The organism is Tenacibaculum agarivorans (assembly GCF_001936575.1).
GTDB lineage: Bacteria > Bacteroidota > Bacteroidia > Flavobacteriales > Flavobacteriaceae > Polaribacter > Polaribacter agarivorans.
Genome location: NZ_MSMP01000011.1, coordinates 99,916 through 119,612, shown reverse-complemented (window position 1 = coordinate 119,612; position 19,697 = coordinate 99,916). Strand labels below are relative to the sequence as shown.

15 protein-coding genes and 1 pseudogene are annotated in these 19,697 nt (G+C 30.3%); 12 read left to right on the top strand and 4 right to left on the bottom strand.

Annotated elements, in window-relative coordinates:
- Positions 1-14 precede the first annotated feature (14 nt).
- From serC to BVC87_RS10355, 11 genes and pseudogenes are all read left to right on the top strand, one after another.
- Positions 15-1,079: a 3-phosphoserine/phosphohydroxythreonine transaminase gene (serC, locus tag BVC87_RS10410; protein ID WP_075342313.1), complete on the top strand. Its 1,065-nt coding sequence runs from the start codon at positions 15-17 to the stop codon at positions 1,077-1,079.
- 82 nt (positions 1,080-1,161) lie between these two features.
- On the top strand, positions 1,162-2,106 hold the full coding sequence (locus BVC87_RS10405; protein ID WP_075342312.1) for an NAD(P)-dependent oxidoreductase: 945 nt from the start codon (positions 1,162-1,164) through the stop codon (positions 2,104-2,106).
- 3 nt (positions 2,107-2,109) lie between these two features.
- The gene (locus tag BVC87_RS10400; RefSeq protein ID WP_075342311.1) at positions 2,110-3,351 is read left to right on the top strand and encodes a DUF1015 domain-containing protein; all 1,242 of its coding nucleotides are present in this window, start codon (positions 2,110-2,112) and stop codon (positions 3,349-3,351) included.
- Complete coding sequence (locus BVC87_RS10395; RefSeq protein ID WP_394331635.1) at positions 3,351-4,010, top strand: YggS family pyridoxal phosphate-dependent enzyme; 660 nt, start codon at positions 3,351-3,353, stop codon at positions 4,008-4,010. Before BVC87_RS10400 ends, BVC87_RS10395 begins: the two co-directional genes overlap by 1 nt.
- An 84-nt stretch (positions 4,011-4,094) precedes the next feature.
- Positions 4,095-5,192, top strand: a complete 1,098-nt coding sequence (locus BVC87_RS10390) for a 3'-5' exonuclease (protein ID WP_075342309.1) — start codon at positions 4,095-4,097, stop codon at positions 5,190-5,192.
- Between the two features lie 24 nt (positions 5,193-5,216).
- Positions 5,217-6,041 carry an ion transporter gene (locus BVC87_RS10385; RefSeq protein WP_075342308.1) on the top strand — a complete coding sequence of 275 codons (825 nt, stop codon included), beginning with the start codon at positions 5,217-5,219 and terminating at the stop codon, positions 6,039-6,041.
- Positions 6,041-6,946 (top strand): tRNA (adenosine(37)-N6)-dimethylallyltransferase MiaA, encoded by a 906-nt coding sequence (miaA, locus tag BVC87_RS10380; RefSeq protein WP_075342307.1) that lies wholly within the window; start codon positions 6,041-6,043, stop codon positions 6,944-6,946. Before BVC87_RS10385 ends, miaA begins: the two co-directional genes overlap by 1 nt.
- A gap of 126 nt (positions 6,947-7,072) precedes the next feature.
- Complete coding sequence (locus tag BVC87_RS10375; RefSeq protein ID WP_075342306.1) at positions 7,073-8,596, top strand: hypothetical protein; 1,524 nt, start codon at positions 7,073-7,075, stop codon at positions 8,594-8,596.
- Between the two features lie 161 nt (positions 8,597-8,757).
- Positions 8,758-10,089 (top strand): glycoside hydrolase family 25 protein, encoded by a 1,332-nt coding sequence (locus tag BVC87_RS10370; RefSeq protein WP_075342305.1) that lies wholly within the window; start codon positions 8,758-8,760, stop codon positions 10,087-10,089.
- Positions 10,090-10,202: 113 nt separating this feature from the next.
- Entirely contained in the window at positions 10,203-11,366 is a 1,164-nt protein-coding gene (locus BVC87_RS10365; protein WP_075342304.1) for a vWA domain-containing protein, read from the top strand.
- Positions 11,367-11,893: 527 nt separating this feature from the next.
- A pseudogene (locus BVC87_RS10355) lies at positions 11,894-13,183 on the top strand (serine hydrolase domain-containing protein).
- A gap of 347 nt (positions 13,184-13,530) precedes the next feature.
- On the opposite strand, the gene BVC87_RS10350 reads toward BVC87_RS10355, so the two are convergent.
- Both BVC87_RS10350 and BVC87_RS10345 read right to left on the bottom strand, forming a co-directional pair.
- Entirely contained in the window at positions 13,531-14,994 is a 1,464-nt protein-coding gene (locus tag BVC87_RS10350) for an AAA family ATPase (RefSeq protein ID WP_075342301.1), read from the bottom strand.
- Between the two features lie 134 nt (positions 14,995-15,128).
- Complete coding sequence (locus BVC87_RS10345; protein ID WP_075342300.1) at positions 15,129-16,271, bottom strand: vWA domain-containing protein; 1,143 nt, start codon at positions 16,269-16,271, stop codon at positions 15,129-15,131.
- Between the two features lie 81 nt (positions 16,272-16,352).
- Between BVC87_RS10345 and BVC87_RS10340 the strand changes: the two genes are divergently transcribed.
- A complete protein-coding gene (locus BVC87_RS10340; protein WP_075342299.1) occupies positions 16,353-17,168 on the top strand; it encodes a DUF1853 family protein in 816 nt (271 codons plus the stop codon).
- 193 nt (positions 17,169-17,361) lie between these two features.
- Here the strand turns inward: BVC87_RS10340 and BVC87_RS10335 are convergent, their stop codons facing one another.
- Entirely contained in the window at positions 17,362-18,282 is a 921-nt protein-coding gene (locus BVC87_RS10335; protein WP_075342378.1) for an EamA family transporter, read from the bottom strand.
- Between the two features lie 41 nt (positions 18,283-18,323).
- Complete coding sequence (locus tag BVC87_RS10330; RefSeq protein ID WP_075342298.1) at positions 18,324-19,553, bottom strand: class I SAM-dependent rRNA methyltransferase; 1,230 nt, start codon at positions 19,551-19,553, stop codon at positions 18,324-18,326.
- Positions 19,554-19,697 lie beyond the last annotated feature (144 nt).

Sequence of the window (19,697 nt, the reverse complement as noted above, 5' to 3'; positions counted from 1 at the left end):
ACACACAACTACACATGAAAAAACATAATTTTAGCGCTGGCCCATGTATTTTACCTGAAGAGGTATTACAAAAAGCTTCGGAAGCTGTTGTTAATTTTAATAATGATGATTTATCATTAGTAGAAATTTCACATAGAAGCCAACCTTTTGTAGACGTAATAGAAAAAGCGAGACATTTGGCTTTAGAACTTCTTAATATAGAAGATAAAGGATATACTGCTTTATTTCTTCAAGGTGGAGCTAGCATGCAATTTTTAATGATAGCCTATAATTTTTTAAATACCAAAGCCGCTTATTTAAATACGGGAACCTGGAGTAGCAAAGCTATAAAAGAGGCCAAATTATTTGGTGGTTTAATAGAAGTTGCTTCTTCTAAAGATAAAAATTTCACATATATACCGAAAAACTATTCAGTGCCTAATGATGTTGATTATTTCCACTGTACAAGTAACAATACGATTTACGGTTCTCAAATGCTAGAATTTCCAGAAGTTGAAGTTCCTATGATTTGTGATATGAGTTCTGACATTTTTTCAAGGAAATTAGACTTTTCAAAATTTGATTTAATATATGCTGGTGCTCAAAAAAACATGGGGCCTGCAGGAACTACACTTGTTATCATTAAAGAAGATTTTTTAAAACAAATAGAACGAGAAGTACCTTCGATGTTGAATTATAAGATTCATGTAGAAAAAGATAGTATGTTCCATACTCCTTCTGTATTTGCTGTATATACTTCAATGTTAACCATGGAATGGTTAAAAGACTTAGGAGGTATTGACTTTATTGAAGGCGTAAATAATAAAAAAGCAGCACTATTGTATAATGAAATAGATCGAAATCCTTTATTTAACGGCGTTGTAGCAAAAGAAGATCGTAGTACAATGAATGCAACTTTTACTCTTTCAGATGAAAACCTTAAAAGTAAATTTGATTTGATGTGGAAAGAAGCACGAATTAATGGTATAAACGGACATAGATCAGTTGGCGGCTATAGAGCTAGCATGTATAATGCTCTACCTTTATTCAGTGTACAAGCTTTGGTAGACGTTATGCAAGAATTGGAAAGAACAGCTTAAATTAAGTAATAAAATAATAATACAAAGTTTCTACCACATAACAACGTCAGACTTTGTAACAAAAACATTATAAACTCAGTTGATGAAAATATTAGTAACCGAAGGAATTACAGAAAATGGAGTTGCCATTTTAGAAAGTAAAGGTTTTGAAGTAATCGTAGCTAAAGTAGCGCAAGAACAATTGGAGAATTATATAAACGACCAAGGAATTAGTGCTATAATTGTTAAGAGTAACACTCAAATTCAACAAGAATTAATAGATGCTTGTCCTAGTTTAAAACTAATTGCCTCTGGTAATCCAACTATGGATAATATTGATGTACAATATGCTATAGATCAAGGAATACAAATTGTAAGCAGTAAAGAAGGTAGTGCCAATGCTATTGCTGAATTAGTATTTGCCCATCTTTTAGGCATGGCTAGGAATTTACATCAATCTAATCGTGAAATGCCTTTAGAAGGAGATATGAACTTTAAAGGATTACAAAAGTTATATAACGGTCAAGAATTGCGTGGTAAAACCATTGGAATTATTGGAATTAATAATTCAGGATTAGCAACAGCAAAAATTGCCTTAGGTTTAGGAATGAAAGTAGTAATTAGCGATCCTGAACAACAAGAAGCAGATCTTGAATTAGAGTTTTTTGATGGACAAACTATTCATTTTACATTAAACACTATCGATTTTGAAGAATTATTAAATGAATCAGATTTCATCTCTGTACATTTAAGTGCAGAAACCTTCAAGTTAGGAGAATCTGAGTTCAATAAAATGAAAGAGGGAGTTTGTATTGTCAATTGTGTGGAAGGTGGATTAATTGATGAAATTGCACTAGTAAAAGCAATTGAGAAAGGACCAGTAAGATTCGCTGCCTTAGATGTTTTTGAAAGTGAACCCAACCCTGAAATTCAATTGTTAATGAATCCTAACTTATCATTATCTCCACATTTAGGAAAGTCTACTAACGAAGCGCTAGAGAAAACAAGTATTGAATTAGCAAATCAAATTGCATCATTACTTTCATAAATCATGGCTAAAATAAAACCATTTAAAGCAGTCAGACCAACTAGGGATAAAGTAGCCTTAGTATCTTCTAAATCGTATGAAACCTATTCCGAGGATGAACGCAACTATAAATTAGCGTTTAATCCGTATTCTTTTTTACATGTTGTAAATCCTGGATATAAATATCATAAACAAGATGTTACGGGTGATCAACGATTTAAATTAGTACACAATAGATACTTAGAGTTTAAAGAAGATCATGTGTTTACACAAGAAGAAACTCCTGCTTTATACGTCTATCAAAAAATTTCCTCTGACACCTCTTTTTCTGGAATTATAGCAGCTACTTCAACTGAAGACTATCATAATGATGTGATTAAAATTCATGAAAGAACACTCAAAAAGCGAGAGCTTTTATTTGAAAACTATTTAAAAAATACTGGTTTTAATGCAGAGCCAGTATTATTAACCTATCCAGATAATGATACTATTGAAAGTGTAATTCAAAAATATCAGCAACAAAGGGCGGAATATGAATTTACAAGTTTAGATAAAGATTTACATCTTCTTTGGGTAATAGATGACCAAACAGACATTACTATTTTAACACAAGCTTTTAGCGAAGTTAAAACGTTATATATTGCCGATGGACATCATCGTACCACATCATCTTGCATTTTAGCAAAAAACTTAGCTAAAGAAAATCCAAATCACTCTGGTGAAGAAGACTATAATTTCTTCATGAGCTACTTACTACCTGAAAGTCAGTTAAATATATACGAGTTCAATAGATTTATTAGAGATTTAAATGATTTAACTCCAGATGAGTTTTTAATTGAATTAGACACGTATTTCAGAATAGAAAAAAAAGGACAAGAGCTCTATAAACCTAAAGAAAAACATCATTTCACTATGTATCTCAATGGTGAGTTTTATGCATTATATCTTCGAAAATCTGCTTATGAATTTACTGATGAGTTAAGTCAATTAGATGCAGAAATTTTGTTTAGAACAGTTTTAAAACCGATCTTAGGTATCGAGGATATTAGAAATGATTCAAAAATTATCTATTCACAGGATAAATCGGACAGCTTGGAACTAAAAACTAAAGTAGATAGCGGTGAATTCAAAGTTTCTTTTGGTATGTTAGCCACTACAATAGAAGAAATTACAACTATAGTAGATAAAGGCATGGTAATGCCTCCCAAAACTACATATATTGAACCCAAATTAAGAAGTGCCTTAACAATTTACGAAATCTTATAATGATAAAGGAAAATCTAAAATCTATTCAAAATAAATTACCTGAACATGTAACTCTAGTTGCTGTTTCTAAAACCAAACCTATCGCTGATCTACAAGAGGCTTATGATGCTGGTCAACGTGTTTTTGGAGAAAATAAAATTCAAGAAATGGTGACCAAATATGATGAATTACCTAAGGATATTAAATGGCATATGATTGGTCATTTGCAACGAAATAAGGTAAAATATATGGCGCATTTTGTGGATTTAATTCATGGTGTAGATAGCCTAAGAACATTACAAGAAATAAATAAACAAGCAAAGAAACACAATAGAATAATCAATTGCTTACTACAAGCTAGAATAGCTGAAGAAGAAACTAAATTTGGTTTATCCTTCGAGGAGATTCGAAATATTTTAAATTCAGAAGACTATAAAGCTTTAGAAAATATAAACATAGTTGGTCTTATGGGTATGGCTACTTTTATCGATAATGAAGAACAATTAACCTCAGAATTCTCCTCTTTACACCTATTATTCAATGAATTAAAAGAGCAAAACACTGATCTTACAACCTTATCAATGGGCATGAGTGGGGACTATAATTTAGCTATTAAATGTGGTAGTAATATGGTAAGAATAGGGAGTTCTATTTTTGGAACTAGACACTACTTTAAGTAAGTAATTTTTAATAGCTGGTTGATTTTCTTATATTTGTTCCCTATCACTCTTTAACTTAACTAAACTTTATCAGGTTTTTTTTGCATGTATGCCATTTTAGACATTGAAACCACAGGGGGAAAATTTAACGAAGAAGGAATAACTGAGGTTGCCATTTATAGATTTGATGGTCATACTGTAGTTGATCAATTTATATCGTTAGTAAATCCTGAAAGAGAAATTCAAGAATTTGTTGTTAAACTTACTGGAATTAACAATAAAATGCTTCGTAATGCTCCTAAGTTTCATGAAGTTGCCAAACGTATTGTTGAAATTACTGATAATTGTATTATAGTTGCTCATAATGCTTCTTTTGACTATAGAGTTTTAAAAACTGAATTTAGTAGACTAGGCTATGATTATTTTAGAAATACGTTATGTACAGTTTCTTTAAGTAAAAAACTAATTCCAGAACAACCTTCTTATAGTTTAGGGAAATTGTGCAGAGGACTAGGTATCCCAATCACCGATAGACATAGAGCCAATGGAGATGCATTTGCCACAGTTAAGTTATTCAAATTAATTCTGGAAAAAGATCATGGTAAAGATATTATACAACGTACAATAAAATATGTGGATAATAGAAACCATAAATTAAAAATTAAAGCTATTATCCAAGAATTACCTGAAACTGAAGGTGTATTCTACGTCCATAATGAAGAAGGTAAAGTTATTTTTTTAGGAAGAGGAAAAAATGTACGTTCAGAACTTAATAAATTATTTTTAAAAGATTCTAGAAGAGCTGTTAAGATAAGAGAAAAAGTAGATACTGTTACGTATGAAGAAACAGGAAATCAACTTTTTACACGATTAAAATATTATTTAGAGTTAGATAAATTAAAACCTAAGCATAACATTATTAGGAAAAGGAAATTGACTACCCGAAATTTCGCTAATGATCATTTTTTAATCATTAATAACGGTAGAATTCCAGAAGAAAAAAGTGTTATTTTAATAGAACACAATCAAGTAATTGGTTATGCATTTACAAATCTTTCCTACCAAACTGATCAGATTGAAATTCTAAAGAATGTTCTTACTCCAATTGAGAATAAAATGTTAGCTAAAACTATTATTAAAAATTACTTAGTAACTAATAATGTCGACAAAATTGTACGATACGAACTAGAAAATAATTTGTAATATTGTTTTACTAATGTTTATACTTTGAATACTATTCAACCTAAAAAAAATTGGAAGCAAAAACTTCAGGAAATAATCTATGAAGCTGATACGCCAGCAGGAAAACTCTTTGATGTTATTCTTCTGATAGCTATTTTATTTAGTATAGCTATAGTAATGCTTGAAAGTGTAAATACCATCGGAGAAAAATATCAGGAAGAACTAAATATTGCGGAATGGATAATTACAATTCTATTTAGCATTGAATATATTTTACGAATCATTTCAATTAATAAACCTTCTAAATATATTTTTAGTTTCTATGGAATTATTGACTTTTTATCTACAATTCCTAAATACCTTTCTGTAATTTTTGTTGGCACACACACACTCGTTGCCTTAAGAGCATTACGTTTACTTAGAGTATTTAGAATTTTAAAACTAACTCGATTTATAGGAGAATCTCAAAACTTGGCTAAAGCACTTAAAGCCAGCAGAGCTAGAATCTCTGTTTTTTTATTCTTCGTGTTAATTATTTGTGTAATTTTAGGTTCAGTTATGTATTTAATTGAAGGAGCAAGTAATGGCTTTACTAGTATACCTAGAAGTGTTTACTGGGCCATTGTAACCTTAACTACCGTTGGTTATGGTGATATTGCTCCTGAAACTCCTTTTGGTCAGTTTGTAGCCAGTGTTATTATGATTTTAGGTTACGCCATTATAGCCATACCTACTGGAATTGTTTCTTCAGAAATTGTCAAACAAAATGATATAAACCTTAACACACAAGCTTGTCCAAATTGCGCTGCTGAAGGTCATCGTGATGATGCCGAATTTTGCTATCACTGTGGAAATAAACTACACGAGTAATGAATACTTTAATCACTATAGTTGGACCAACTGCTATCGGAAAAACAGCATTGAGTATCCAATTAGCTCAACATTTTAATTGCGATATTTTATCTTGTGATTCCAGACAATTTTACAAGGAAATGACTATTGGAACTGCTGTTCCTGAACCTGAAGAATTAGCTGCGGCCCAACACTATTTCATACAGAACAGAAGTGTTTTTGAAGATTATAACGTTGGTAGTTTTGAAAAAGATGCTTTGAAAACCTTAGATGAATTATTTCTGAAGAAACCTGTTCAAATAATGGTTGGAGGAAGTGGTTTGTATGTAGATGCTGTTCTTAAAGGGTTAAATTTTTTCCCAGAAGTAGATCCAAACATACGACCGACACTTACTTCAGAATTAGAAACTAATGGTATTCTTTCTCTACAAAATAAATTGAAAGAATTAGATCCTGTTACCTATCAAAATATTGCTATTACTAATCCCCATAGATTGATAAGGGCTTTAGAGATTTGTATAGGTACAGGGAAACCTTACTCCTCTTTTGTGAATAAAGAAAAAGAGCCTAGAAATTTCAAATCTATCAAAATAGGATTAATTGCCGACAGAGAAATCATCTATGATCGCATCAATCAACGGGTGGATATTATGATGAAAAATGGCTTATTAGAAGAAGCCAAATCACTTTACCCATACAAACATTTAAATGCTTTGCAAACTGTTGGATATCGAGAATTATTTGAATATTTTGATGGTAATTGTGATTTAGATTTTGCCATTTCAGAAATTAAAAAGAATTCTAGGCGCTTTGCCAAACGACAACTCACATGGTTTAGAAGAGATCCAGAAACTATTTGGTTTAACTTTAAAGATGATAAAAAAATAATCATCGATAAAATAACTGAGACATTAATATCTTAATTTAATTTTACGTTAAAGTTATTTTCATAAACGCTTATTATCAAAATAAGAGTCTTTAAGCTATTTTAAATCAAAAACCCCTATTATAACTATAATTTTATGTGTAGAAACTTAAAATTATAACTCATGCCATCTACTATTCCATACGATCCTTCCTTAGTTTTAGGAAACATCGTATCAAAAGAAAAATTAGACAATATTGTAAAAATTTCTCAACTGCAAGCACCTGCAAATGCTGCAGAAAGTGAGTTAAACTCATTAATTTCATTAAAGAGAAGTGTAGACATGACCATACAAGAAACTATAGGTATGGGCATAGACACTAATGATTTAGTAGGAGAATCTCAGCAAATTGCAAAACAAGTTCAACAAGCAGCAGTAGCTTATGGAAAAGCTAAAATTAAAGCTGAAAAAGCTATTCAACCTTTAAAAGCCAAAATAAATGCTGTAAATGAATCTATCGAAAGTCCTATAGATTATAATAAAAGCCAATTGAAAGAAATGCCTATTTCTAGTGATTCATTACAAATGAATACTCAATATTTTTCATTTGATCAGAATACACAAAGTTCAGCTAGTCATGCAGCCACGGTAGCTTCATTTATTGAAGAATCGTTAAGTATTTTTGGAGAAGGTCAATCTTCACAAGCCAGCGCTACTGCACAAGAACAAATGAATAGTCAATATGCAAGACACAGCATAGTAGGTACTTTAGTTATTACGCTGACCTGTACTCACAAAAATGCACAGGTTTTTGCCCCTTATGTATTAGATGTGGACAAAGCAGTAAGATCTTGGAATGCCATGTATCCTAACGACCTAATTAATACAAATGATGTAGATTCTATTGCTAAAATTGAAGCAAAAGCAAATACCAAACAAGATCATTCGTTTTCTGTGCTTTCTGGAGCTACTTACGGATCTTCTTTTGTAGGTATGGTTCATATTTTAAATACTAGTCAATCTCAATCTAGTCAAAGCATGGAATCTATTGCGGCTTCAATGCAAGAAACTTTTGATGTTGGTGGATGGTTTGCCACAGAAACTGGTTCTTTCGGAGTGAGCTCAACATTTTCTAATAGTGCTAAAAATTTACTAAGTACACAAAATGTAACTTCTCATGCCACTTTAATTACTATGGGAATCATTCCATCTATAAAATCAAATCAAGTAAAAATGGCTGTTGAAAGCTTTTCAGATTTTGATCCTGCCAAAACTATGGAAGAACTTGCTACATTACAAGGTGCAACAGCGAGCGCAAATAATACTATTGCTGAAGGTGCAGCAGCAGCAAGAACTGGTCAGCAAATGATTACTTTAAAAAATGCTACAATAAAGGCAACTTTAAGCGGAGTCGCTGAGATAGATGACGGGCAAAACAAAGTTATTGATACCAATTCGATGATGACAGCCATGGAAGATTATGTGGATAAGTGTATTGCAGGTGGAAAAAATTTAGGGGTACCAATTAATTACTACCTAAAACCTATAACTCAATCTGAAATTGCAAGAGCTTGGTTAGCTAAATATTATCCAAATAAATACAACCAAGCAGGAAGTGCAGATGATACCAATAGCTCAACTAAAAATTCATCATCTAGTAGCGCTAATGCAGCTTCAGCGAATAATGATGCTGGTTCTAAATCTTAACGATTAGTTTTCAACTAATTAAAATTATATAAATAACAGAGTCTATCTAAAAAAGTATTAATAAATTAATTTAGCCTTTACTAATAATACTTAGCTGATTACTTTTTTTAGGTAGACTCATTTTTTAAAAACAGACCAACCTTACTACAATTTAAGTTATCATGAAAAGCTTTAATGATTTTGAAATAAAACTATTACGTGGTATTAATTCTTTCCGTAAAGAAGGAATTATAAGCTTAAAGAATGTATTAGAAAAGGTCTTTTTTAATCCTGAAAATGAAAAAGCTTTAATCATTCAATTAAGAGAACAATATGCGATCTATTTTGTAACTAACAAAATTTATAACAACCCAATTACACAAAAAGAAGCTATTGTTCAATTTAGTCAGTTACTAGCTTTACTAGAATTTTTAAATACTCGAGGAGTAATTTCAATTTTCAGAAAACAACATTCTGTTAAAGAACCAATGTATTTTTTAAGTTCTATTTTTAGTGAACCAAAACTCGAAAAAGATAAAATTCTTTTAAACAATGATGGATTGTATACTGACAAGCCAGAGGAAATTAAAAATGCAAAAGGAGAAATCATTTACAAAGGAATTCAATTTAATGATAGCCATTTTATTATTAAAAACTTAATAGGAAATATTGTTATATCTGATAAAATTCAACATATCTTAGATGAAATAGACTCCAAAAAAGAAACTACTCCATTCTTTAGAAGGCAAAATATGTTGCCAATTGGATTAGGACTATTATTAGCGTCAATTCTTTTCTTTATTCAATATCAGAACACAAAAAACAATAAAGAACTCCATCAATCTATTCAACAATTACATCAAAAAATAAATACTAAAAAACTTAATCTAACAACTAGACCTCAAAAGAAAAGTAAAAAATACTATGGAATCGATATCTCTAAATGGAATGGTAATCTTCTTAACGACAAATTACCCGACAGTATACAGTTTGTTATCTGTAAAGCAACTGAAGGTTTAGATTATGTAGATCCAAAATTTCATTTCAATTGGAAACAAATTAGAAAAAAGAACTTAAAAAGAGGAGCTTATCATTATTATCTTTTAGATGATGATCCTAAAAAACAAGCAATTCATTTTTGGAATCAGATAAAAGATATTCAACCTCATGACTTCCCTCCTGTTGTAGATATAGAAACTGGTGGTGATGATGGATCTACTTCAAAACTATCGGATATTAAACGCATACAAACTGATTTATTTATTTTCCTTCACACTCTAGAAGAATTATCAAATCGTAAACCTATGATTTACTGCACATATTTCTTTGCTAATAAAAATCTTACCAGTAAAAAATTTGGAAGATATCCTTTATGGGTAGCTGATTATGAGCATACCTCATCCCCTATTGTACCTAGCGCCTGGAAAAAAACAGGTTGGACAATTTGGCAAAAATCCCCCTCTTATACTATTGATTCTAAAACAATTGATTTAGACATTTATATAGAAAAATAGATCTACTACATAGTTTACGCTAATCGTTTTAGCCCTTTTACTCATCAAAAAATAAACTTCACTCAATCTACATTGTACAACCATTTGTTCTCCACTAGTTTTGACAAAAAAACATGATGAACAAAGTTATTTTAATCACATTTTTTTCACTTTTAAGTATTCAATGTAAAAGTGAAACCAAAAAAGAGAAAGCAATAATAATAACCACATTAGCTACAAATGATCATCCTACTTCAGGAAAAAATGTAGAATTAGTCTTTTGTTTAGATGCTACAGGTAGCATGAGTGGATTAATTGGAACTGCTAAAGAAAAAATTTGGGATATTGTTTCTGAACTAGCTCAAAGCAATGATGTTGAAAGTTTAAAGTTAGGTATGATCTTTTATCGTGATAAAAGAGATGCTTTTGTAACGAAGAAAATTCAATTAACAACTGATTTAGATGAAGTATACGATAAATTACTTCAAATTGAAGCTGACGGAGGTGGCGATACGCCAGAAAGTGTAAATCAGGCATTACATGAAGCTGTGAGTGATATACAATGGTCTGAGCAGCAAAAAACCTATAAAACCATTTTTGTTGTGGGTGATTGTCCTCCACATATGGATTATCAAGATGATGTAAAATATACATTAAGCTGCAAAGAAGCTGCTAGAAAAGGAATTACAATTAACACTATCAAACTTGGAAAATCTTGTGCAGAAGCAATCGTTCATTTTAGAAAAATGGCCAGTTGTACTAATGGAGAGTATTTACATTTAGATCAACATGCTTCAGATGTGGTTATAGCTACACCTTATGACGATGAAATTTATGAAGTTTCAAAATCTATTGATCAATCTAGAGTGTATTACGGAACAAAAGCAGAACAATCTGTTAATTACTTAAAGAAAGAAAAGTCATTAGAGGTTTATGAAAAAAGTTCAAAAACAGCAAATAGTTCTAGAGCTTCTTACAAAATGAGTAAAGCAGGAAAAAAATCATATGGAAATAAAGAGTTAATTACAGATTATATAGACGATAAAGTTGAAATAGAAGAAATTGCTGAAGAAGAATTACCTAGCGATTTTAAAGGAAAAAGTAAACAGGAAATTAAAGTTGAATTAGAAAAGTTAAAAAAAGAACGAAAAGAGAATGAACAGAAATTAAGAGAGTTATCTAAAAAGAGGAAAAATTACATTGATGAGCAAAAGAAAAAATTATCTAAGACAGAGAAAAAGTCGTTTAGTGAAAAAGTTGTAGAAGTATTAAAAAAGCAGTCAAAAGAAAAAGAATAGATAAAAGTTTTTGTTTAGAGGATGTCTAAACCACCAAAAATCGTATGATTTGAGGTGGTTTAGTTTTTTGCTTTAAAGTTTAAAAACACTGGTATGTAAGAGAATTTGAAGTGTATGTAATAGAGCTCTGGAAGCGTTTGTATATACATATACATCCAAAAATGGAAAATTGATATGAATAGTAAAAACAGCATGATAGTATTCTTAAAAATAATTTTTGAGACCTAATATTGATAATACATGAATCTCGTTTAAGAATAAAGGTGTCACTTAGAGTGAAATTCATTAGAGTAAAACGAAAATGAATTTTGTATCGAGAAATAAATACGTTGTTCTCGATAAAATTTCACTTCATTATCATTCTGTAAAATCACTCGAACTGACAAGAATTTCTTATTCAAGATTTATGTTAATGATACTATCGAATTAAAATAGGGAAAAAGATATTTAGCAACTTAATAGTAAATAGCGAAATAACCATAATTGTTAGTTTTTGCTCTTAACAGAAAAACAGTAACTTTAATGTTATGAAAAACAGGTATATGAGATGTGTTGGAGTCGTTAATATGATAAATACAATGAAAAAACTCTCTCTATTATTAATAGTTATGTCTTGCTGGACATTTGTCCATAGTCAAAATCAAAATTTTGCAAAAGTTAAGCCGGAAGATGTTGGATTATCTGCTGACAGTCTAAAGAAAATGAATAATCATTTTCATAAACTAGTAGACAACGGAAAACTTGCTGGAATTCAAATAGCTATTATTAAAAACGGGAAGTTAGTTCAATTTGATAGCTACGGATACTCAAACATAGATGAAAAACAACAAATTGATGAACAAAGTATATTTCGGATTTTCTCAATGACAAAGCCTATAGTTTCTGTAGCATTATTGCAGCTATATGAAAAAAAGAAATTCAAATTATAAGCCCCTCTTTATAAATATATTCCAGAATTTAAAAAAATGTACATCTATTCAGATTCTGCATTAATTAAGGCAAAAAAACCAATTCGTATCATTGATTTATTAAGGTACACTTCAGGATTTAATTACGGACGTAGTAGAAATACTAAACTTAATCAATTGTACGCAGCACAAAATCTAGGAGCTGCAACTACAAATAAGGAATTTGTACTAAAATTAAGTAAACTTCCTCTACTCTTCGAGCCTGGAACTAATTGGCAATATGGATATTCAACCAATATTTGCGGCTACCTAATTGAGGTACTTTCAGGAAAAAGCTTAAATACCTATTTAAAGGATAATATTTTAGGGCCACTGAAAATGAATGACACCCATTTTCAATTACCCAAAGAAAAAATAAAACGATTTACAGTCGGCTATAGTTGGCGAGAGGAATCTGGATTATATGCGATTGAAGATTATAAAAATAATAGATACACCAATCCAGTAACGTTATTTAATGGAGGTGGAGGATTGATTTCAACAACATATGATTACTTAAAATTCTGCCAGATGTTGTTGAATAAAGGTAGTGCAAATGGACATCAGATACTGAAGAAACAAACAGTAGATTTAATGCTACAAGATCATCTACAAGAGGTAAGAAAATATCAAAAACGTCTAAGACTCCCTTATGGTGAATATGGTTTCAGTTTAGGGTTTGCTATTAGAGGTATCAATGAAAACAAACTTGAAAAAGTATATGGCTGGGGAGGAGCTGTAGGTACGTATTTCAAAATTGATTTAGAAAATGATATGGCTTTTGTTATGATGATACAATTATCTCCTCACAGGCATTTAAGATTAAGACAATTGATACAAAATTATATTAAATCATCAATAGTAATGTAAATTAATAAATTCGAAATAAAAATTTAAATTCATTAAAATTATGTGAGTTTATGAATACTTTTTTTAAAACCTATAAATCAACAAATCAAGTCTTTACAATGAATAAAGCGTAGTGAAATGAAGAAGTAATCTGTTAATTTAATAACGGAAATCTCGTTTTTAAGACAAAGATTGCTTCATCCGTTGCACTCCTTCGCAAAGACCTCTTTATTTTCAGGAATTTAAAGGTAAAATTACACTATTACGTTAAAACTGTTAGCTAACAAGATATTTTTAATCAAAAATTCATAAAAAACGGATTGCTTTTCACAATCCGTTCATTTTATATTTTTAAAATTGAATTTTGGCTAAATACCTCTAATATAATTTGCTAAAGGATCATTAAATTGAAATCCTTTTGTAAAACGCTCTTTATTTAAAATTTTAAATTCTGAAAGCGCCCATAAAATAAACTCTTTTAAGAAATACATATCTTCTTTAGGGAACTCAGGTTGATATTTAGCTATCAATTGATCTAAAGGTTTTATTACATCTAATTGCTCTTTAAAATAAGTGTCATCCATATCATCTAATAATTCAATAGCTTCGCTAGAGTAAAACCACTGTGAAATGGCGTCATACGGAGTTTTTTCATCTTCTCGCTTCAACTTCTTTATTTCTGGAAATAGCTCTACAAAAATAGTTTTTACTGCATTACTTATTAAAATTTGAGCTACAGCATCAGCTCCCTCTTGCTCTCCTTCATAAACTAACTCTACTTTACCTGTAATCGCGGGGATAGTTCCAAAGAAATCTAATAATCTAATTGACGTTGTGTCATCCTCAGTTAATAAACTTCTACGCTCAGCTGTGCTTAGTAAATTTTCAAAGATAGAAATACTCATTCTAGCACTTACACCGCTCTTCACATCCACATACTCACTCTTCCTAGCTTCAAAACTAATTTGTTCCACCAATCGTCTTGCAAGTTTTGGAACATGAATTGTATCTTTTTGTCCTTGTAAAATATTTGCTTCTTGTTCTGTAATTTTTTCAGCAATATCAACTGATTTTGGATAGTGTGTTAAAATTTGAGATCCAATTCTATCCTTTAATGGCGTTACAATACTTCCCCTATTTGTATAATCTTCTGGATTGGCAGTAAAAATAAACTGTATATCTAGCGGTAAACGCAATTTAAAGCCACGTATTTGAATATCTCCTTCTTGAAGTATATTGAATAAGGAAACTTGAATTCGTGCCTGTAAATCGGGAATTTCATTGATTACAAAGATACTTCTGTTAGCTCTAGGAATCATTCCGAAGTGAATTACACGATCATCTGCATAATTTAGCTTTAAATTCATAGCTTTAATTGGATCAATATCTCCAATTAAATCTGCTACTGTAACATCCGGAGTTGCTAGCTTTTCAAAAAAACGTTCATCTCTATGCAACCAAGTAATCGGTGTATCATCTCCTTTTTCTTTGATGAGTTCTTTTGCATAACGAGATAAAGGTTGTAATGGGTCATCATTAATTTCAGAACCTTCTACTACAGGAATGTACTCATCTAAAAGGGATACCATTAAACGAGCCAAACGTGTTTTTGCCTGTCCTCTTAGTCCTAATAAATTGATATTATGTTTTGATAAAATCGCAGTTTCTAATTCTGGAATCACTGAGTTTTCATATCCCCATACCCCTTCAAATACTGTTTCTTGATTTCTTAGCTTTTGTATAAGGTTATTTCTTAATTCGTCTTTAATGGAAAGAGATTGATAACCTGATTTCTTTAACTCTCCTAATGTTTTACTTTTTTTAATATCCATACGTTATTATGCTTTTTTAGCTTTTGTGTATCTGATTCGTTTTATGTTTTTATAGGTTGACTGTTGAAAATAAAATTTAACATCTACCCTTTTAATTTCTTTGTTTTTACAATATTCAATAATTTCTGACCTGACTAAGCTCCCCTTATTCTTTTTTTACGGTTTTGTTCATAATCTTCAAAAATCATTTCTCCTAAACCTTTTAATCCCGTGTAAAATGCTTTACCTTGATTTGCTTGAGTAAAATGACGAATGAATTGCATTAAATACGGATCTTGCGCAATCATAAAAGTTGTGATAGGAATATGCAATTTTCTAGCCTGCGAAGCCATATTATAGCATTTTTCTACAATATAACTATCTAAACCATTACTATTCTTATAATAAGTGCCATCTGGTAAACGTAAACAACTAGGTTTACCATCTGTAATCATAAATATTTGCTTATTCGTATTTCGTTTTCTTCGTAAGATATCCATAGCTAATTGCAAACCTGCGACTGTATTGGTATGATAAGGTCCTACTTTTAAATAAGGAAGTTCCTTTACAGCAATTGGCCATGCATCATTTCCAAAAACTAAAATATCTATAGTATCTTTCGGATAACGAGTTTTTATCAACTCTACTAAAGCCATAGCTACTTTTTTAGCGGGAGTTATTCGATCTTCTCCATACAAAATCATACTATGACTAATATCAATCATTAGCACCGTACTCATTTGCGCCTTAAAATTAGTCTCTTCAACAATTAAATCTTGTTCTGTGAGTGAAAAATTTCCTATTCCATTATTGATTTGAGCATTCTTAATACTCTCAGTCATGGAAATACGATCTAAAGCATCACCAAAATGATAATTTCGAAACTCTCCAGTATGTTCATCACCTTGACCAATTGTTTTTGTTTTATGGTTACCTAAACGACTTTTCTTTAATTTACCAAAGATTTGATCTAACGCATTCTGTCGAATAGCTTGTTCTGTTTTAGAAGTAATTTTTAATTTTCCTTCTCCATCTCCTTCTCCGTCTTTAGGATCATCAAACTCCTCTCGTATATATCCTTTCTTTTTTAAATCTTCTAAAAAATCATCTAAAGTATATTCAGGTGTAGTTAAATTGTATTCTTTATCTAATTGAGTCAACCATTCAAAAGCTTCATCAAAATCACCAGAAGTGTATGTGATTAATTCCTTGAAGATATCAAAAAGTTTATCAAATGGTGGAACTTGTTTCTCTTCAAACTTTTCAAAACGAAGTCCTTTTTTAAACTGATTAATCATACTATAAAAATACGGCTATTTGTATTTTTACACCAAGTTTACAAATCACATGTCTTATTATTTAGAATTATTTTAACATTAATGCATTTTAAAAACAAAGAAATACAATTACAATATCAAGGTTTTTGCGAAACTAAATCACTATGGATCAATACTTTACATAAAAACATTCAAAACACTGATTATCAATGTAATTACGTAAGCTTATTTAAAGTTAAAAATCAATTGCAATTACGTTTAGGAAAACTAGTTGAACAATTTGTATTTCATCAGATTTCTGAAAATGAAAATATTGAAATACTTATTGAAAATTTACAAATACAAGATGGTAAATTGACAATAGGTGAACTTGATTGCATCTTACTTGATAATGGAAAACCAACGCATTTAGAAATTATATATAAGTTTTACTTATACGATGCTACTGTAGGAAATGAAGAAATAGAACATTGGGTTGGTCCTAACAGAAGAGATAGCTTTGATTTAAAATACAATAAACTTATTCATAAACAACTTCCTCTTTTACATCACGAAAAAACTAAAAAAGTTCTCAAAGAATACAATTTAGATGTAAATGATATTGAACAGAAAGTATATTTTAAAGCGCAACTTTTTCCACATCTAAAAGAAAGAAACACTGTTTTTCCACTAATCAATAATGAATGTATTGAAGGCTTTTATATTTACGAAAAAGAGTTAAAAGAATTTAAAACTGCCAAGTTTTTTATTCCCACTAAACTTAATTGGCTAGTGAAACCACATACCCATGTAGATTGGTTAAACTTTGAGGATTTTAAAGGTCGATTGCATACGTTCTTACAAAAAGAAAACTCTCCGTTGTGCTGGTTAAAACAGACAAATGGAGAGTTACATAAATTCTTTGTGGTATGGTGGTAAAAGAAAATTAAATCATTGGTACTGTTTTAAAATACTTTACCATTAAAAAGAATAAACTCATCATTAAAATTAACGTTGCTCCACTATATATAGCATACGTTACTAGTTTTTTGTTCTTAAGCATTTACTTTTAGTTTTAGGGTGATTATATATATACTACAACTAAGAACGAAAAAACCCTACCTGTAGTATATCATGTTTTTTGAGATGGTCGAACTTTTTGTTTGGTAATCCTTTTTCTAGAAGTAATAAAATATACTCCTGTTAGCAAAACACAAGATGCTATTATAGACTGATTTGTTAACTTTTCTCCTAAAAAATACCAGCCTAATAATAATGCGATCACTGGGTTTACATAAGCAGAAGTAGATACTTTTTCTGGAGAAACTACTTTTAATAGATAATTAAATGAAGTAAATGCAATGATGCTTCCAAAAATAATTAACATTACTATTGATAACTGAACTTTGTAACTAATAGCAAAGATTGTACTTACATCTTCTCCAAAAATCTGACTCCAAAAGATTAGTAAAATACTCCCAATAGTCATTTGGTACCCTGTACTTACAAAGAAGTTTTTAGGTAAATCTGCTTTTGAGACAAATACACTTCCATAACTCCAGCTCAATACACAAGAAAGAATCATAAAAATTCCTAAAATCATACCTTCAGAAGTCGATATAGTTTTCTGACTCACCAAAAGATACATTCCTAAAACTCCTAGACAGACCCCTATAATTGATTTACGCTGCATTTTCTGTCCATCTATTAAGCGAAGTAAGAATAATACAAATAATGGCTGTGTAGACGCTAATAGTGCCGCAAAACCACTATCAACATATTTTAATGCCCAAACAAAAACACCATTTCCGTATACTAAAAATAAAAAACCAGCTACAGTAGAGTTTAACAGTTGTCGTTTGGTAATTTTGAGCGATTGTTTTAATAATTTAGCTATGATTAAAATTAATATTCCTGCTGATCCAAATCGGATAGACGCTAATAATAGTGGAGGTAATTCTGCAACTGCTATTTTATTCAATAAATAGGTAGAGCCCCATATAAAATATATCGAAAAAAAAGCTAATAGAATAAGTAGTTGTTGTCTCTTCATTGGTCTAAGATAAGCCTTATTCCAATATGAAATTTTATAAATCAGTCTAAAAATTGATAATAACCACATTTCAGATAAGCTCCTTCAGGAAAGCCTATTGGATGATCAATATCATGATATGTTTTTGAAATCATTTTAAACCTTCGTTTTGAAGCTTTTAAAGCCTTATCGTTTATTTCAAAAAAAGTTTCAGCAATCACTCGAGAAGAACAAGAAGCCAAAACTAACATCCCACCTTTAGAAACCAATTTCACTCCCAATTTTGCTAACTGTGCATATTTCTTTTTTGCCAGTTCTATTTCTGAAGCTTGCTTTGCAAAACTAGGCGGATCGATGACTACCACATCAAAAGTAACTTTCTTCCGAATTAATACATTCAATTCTTCAAAAGCATCACCTGCAATAGTTTTATGAATACCTGAATAGTCATTCAATTTTCCATTTTCAACAGCAATTTCTAATGCTTGTTTACTAATATCTAAACTAGTTACTTCTTTAGCTCCATTATACAAAGCATGAACAGAAAATCCACCTGCATAAGAAAACACATCTAATACTGTTTTATTTGTACTTAACTCTCCTACTCGTTTTCTATTTGCTCTATGATCTAAAAAATAGCCTGTTTTATGTCCTTTAATCACATTTGCAGAGAAGTTTACGTTATGCTCTACAAATTGTACTACTTCATTGTCTAAAACTCCATACACCACATCTCCATCTTTTAAATTATGATTTGAAGACTTTTCTACATTACGACTTAATCGAATTACAATAGTTTGTGCTTTAGAAACTTCTTGTAAACTCTTTAAAATAGATTCTAAATAAGGCAACCATATTTCTGAATACAATTTCACCACTAACACTTGGTTATACACATCTGCGATTAAAGAAGGAAAACCATCATTTTCTCCAAACAGTAATCGATAACTATTCGTATTTGTTACTAGTAACTTTTCTCTTTTTGCATATGCTGTTTCTATTTTAGCATGAAAAAAACCTTCATTTATTGTTGCTTTAGCATTTTCATTATATATAATCTTTATACGAATTGGAGATTCAGTATCATACAAGCCAATTCCTATAACTTTATTCTTTTTTTTACTAAAGATAATCGCTAAATCTCCCGTTTTAGGATCATTACTAATCTTTTCAATACTATTCGAAAATACCCAAGGATGTTTTTTCAACACATGTTGCTCTCCTTTATTGGTTAACTTTATCGCTAAGTTTTTAGGTGTATAATCTGATTGTATAGTCGAACTAAATTTCATAAAGTGAATTCTTCATCGAATTTGGAAATCACAAAAATAGACATTCATTACTAGTATTTTCAATAGTTTTCTAAATAAAAGATCTAACATACTGAAGATCTGAAACTTCAAAACACTTCGTAACATAGTAAATAAAAATCATTA